This window comes from Kitasatospora sp. NPDC091257 (assembly GCF_044757675.1).
Lineage (GTDB): Bacteria > Actinomycetota > Actinomycetes > Streptomycetales > Streptomycetaceae > Kitasatospora > Kitasatospora lactacystinica.
Map to the genome: position 1 here is coordinate 1 of NZ_JBIVVI010001086.1, position 3,110 is coordinate 3,110.

The window sequence follows — 3,110 nt, forward strand, 5'->3', positions numbered from 1 at the left end:
GCCACCAGCGCCCCTTCCGCCCCGCCCCGCGAACGCGACGGCCCGGCTCCCCGCACGGGTGCGGGGAGCCGGGCCGGTTGCCGCTCTCAGGGTCTCGGGAGGTCAGCGCCTCCCGGCCCGCTCGGGCGGTTCAGTCGGTTCAGGCGGTGGTGCGACCGTGACGGCCGCGGCGGCGCAGGACGAAGACGGCGGCGCCACCGGCCACGACCAGGCCACCGGCGACGGCGGCGAGGATCGGGGTGGAGTCATTGGCACCGGTCTGGGCCAGGCCACCGGTGCCGGGGGCGGCGCTGGTGGTCGCCGGGGTCGGCTGGCCGGCACCGGTGCTCGGGGTGCCCGACGGGGTCACGGACGGGCCGCCGGACGGGGTGCCGGTCGCGGCCGGGGTGGTCGGGGCCGGGGTCGGGGTCACGCCGGTCTTGCAGTCCAGGACGCCGGTGAACTGCTTGGAGTAGCCGTTCGGGCCGGTCACGGTGAAGTCGTAGCTCGCCTTCTCCTCGACCTTGACGAGCACGCTCTCGGTCTTGCCCGGCTGGACGGCGACCTGCTGCTTGCCGACCGTGACGGTGGCCGCCTCGTCACCGGTGTTGGTGACGGACACCCGCACACCGTTGCTGGCGCACTCCTCCTTGGCGGAGCTGTCGATCAGCGCGCCCTTGCCCTGCTTCCAGGTGGCCTTGGCGCCGGCCGCGACGTTCACCTTGGTGGAGCCGGCCAGGATCATGGTCTGGCTGTGGCGGCCGCGGTTGTCCACCTTGCTCATGAAGACCCGGCCGCTGAGCACGGTGGCCTCGGCGGTGGCGTTGATGGCGGCCTTGCCGTCCGGGGTGCCGGCCGGCACGTCCAGGTACAGCGGGGTGTCCTTGTTGATCGGGCCCGCCAGGGCGCCACCGACCGGCTTGTTGTCCTTGTCCAGCAGCTTGACCTTGTCCGCGGCGTCGCCGGTGACGGTCAGCTTGACCTCGTTCGCGCTGGAGTTCAGCAGGAACGGGCCGAGCTTGCCGCCCGACTTGCCGGAGACCGAGTCCGGGGCGAGGGTCAGCGAGGGCTTCGGCTCGGCCGCGACACCCTTGTTGGCGTCGCCGACGAGGTAGTCGCGGAGCTTCTTGGCCTTGTCGTTGCGCGGGACGGCGTTCTTGTTGTCCGAGAACTTCCAGATCGCGGCCTGGGTGCCGGCGGCGGCGTCCGCCTCGCTCAGACCGTCGACGTGGATGGCCGTGGCCAGGGAGGCCAGGCTGGCCTGCGGGTACGAGTTGTCCAGGATCCAGCGGATCTTGGGGGCGTTCGCGTTGCTGTTGAGCGAGCTCGCGGCCCAGTCCGCCTCGTGGTACTTGGCGTTGCTGTCCAGGTAGACCGGGTTGTCGAAGTCGATGCAGTACGTCCGGAGCTTCTCGCCCGCGTCCGTCTTGAGGGTGAACAGGCCGCCGTCGACGGTCCCCTTGCCCTCGACGTCGATCTTCTCGCCGAGCATCTCGTTCTGGACCTCGGCGGTCACGCCCGAGGTCGGTGCGCCGGCCGCGGCCGCCGCACCGGCCGCGAACAGGCCTCCGCCCAGCGCCAAGCTGGTCGTGAGCATGACAGTGGTTATCCGGGACAGACTCAGCCCCTGCCTCTGGAACATCTGGGATCCCTCCGGGCCGGGCCGCACCGAGTGGGCAGTCCCCGCCGACTTGCCGATCCGCGCGTGCCCCCTGTGGCACTGCTGCGGGTATGAACCAGACGAATCCTATTGAGCCCCGGAGGCCCCGAAACCCCCATGCGAAATCAGGACGATTCCGTATCTGGATCGTTATCAATCCCCTCAGGTCCCACACAAGCTGACGGCCCGGCAGAAACTCACGGACGGTTTTCTGTTATGCGGTCGGATTGCGCGTGCGGGCGCAACGACGTTCTCGATCAACATATTTGTCGACAGGGAAGGTCACCCGACCGGTCAGGTCGGCACATCCGCGGCGCCACCTCCCCGTGCCCTCCCGTCCACCTCCCCCGGTTCCCCCGCGACCGGCCTCCCGCCGGGCGGCAGCGCCCGCACGGCGGGTGCCGCCACCGCCGCCGGGGTCGCCGGGGAGCCCGCCCCGGACCGCGACGAGGAGCCCCTGCGCGCCTCCACCGCGCTGACGATCCACTCCGGCACCACCTCGTCACCCGTCTCCGCCCCGGCCGGCCCGGGGCCGCCCGGCGGCTGCCCGCGCACCCCCGCCGCCCACCGGAACGCCGTGGTACCACGGGTGAGGTCGTGTCCGACCGATCGCGCGTCGATCTCGGCCCGGCTGCGCCTCACCTCCCCGTCCGCCCACTCCCGCACCCGCAGCCGGCCGCTCACCAGCACCGGATCCCCCTTGGCCAGCGAGCCGATCAGATTGACCGCCAGCGCCCGCCGGGCCGTCACCGTCACCCACTGCGTCTCGCCGTCCACCCAGCACTCGCGCTGCCGGTCGTACCGCCGCTCGGTGCAGGCGAGCCGGAAGTTGGCCATCGGCACCCCGCCGCCGGTTTCGCCGTAGCTCACCTCCGTCGCCACATTGCCGACCACCGTCACATGCGTCTCGTTCACGGCACACCCTCCGTTCCCGCCGATGCACCGTACGGAATCGACCGGTGCGCCTTGAGCGTGCACTTCGGGGGAAATCCCGGCCACCGAGTTCCGAAATCCTGTGGATAACTCAGGCCTGTGGAAACTTTTGTCACTCGCGGGGGTGAATTTCAGCCTCCCGCAGCCTCTGCATGGCCCGAATCTTCGCGGCCATGACAACAAACCCGCTGCTCGCCGCCCCGCCGGCACGCCCCGGAAGCCACCGGGGAACAGGCTCCGGAACGCACCCGGACGGCCGTCCGCGCACGTCATCCGACCGGCGCAACGGCGATAAAGACCCCCCACCCGCCCCGTCGGCGGCACATTCTCCGTGCCGAATCCATAACGGGTGAGGAGGCAGCCCCGTAACGACTGCACAACGTCCGGCGCGGAACACTCCCAGACCGCTGCACTCACGGCCTTCACCTGCGATTATCGGACCGCTCCACCGAACCGACACACCAACGGCGGTGTCGTCACACCCGGCCGGGGAAGCGGTCACCCTTATCCTGTCCCCGACAGGGCGAGGGCCCACCAC

The 3,110-nt window shown here is 70.8% G+C and carries 2 protein-coding genes; both read right to left on the bottom strand.

What is annotated here, in order from left to right; translation table 11 throughout:
- Positions 1–139: 139 nt before the first annotated feature.
- Complete coding sequence (locus ACIQOV_RS34675; protein WP_401054820.1) at positions 140–1,576, bottom strand: Cys-Gln thioester bond-forming surface protein; 1,437 nt, start codon at positions 1,574–1,576, stop codon at positions 140–142.
- A 357-nt stretch (positions 1,577–1,933) separates the two neighbouring features.
- Positions 1,934–2,554: a single-stranded DNA-binding protein gene (locus tag ACIQOV_RS34680; protein ID WP_401054821.1), complete on the bottom strand. Its 621-nt coding sequence runs from the start codon at positions 2,552–2,554 to the stop codon at positions 1,934–1,936.
- Positions 2,555–3,110 lie beyond the last annotated feature (556 nt).

Coding starts and splice junctions, on each gene's coding strand:
- ACIQOV_RS34675 (WP_401054820.1), bottom strand. CDS start 1,576: ATGCTCACGACCAGCTTGGCGCTGGGCGGAGGCCTGTTCGCGGCCGGT.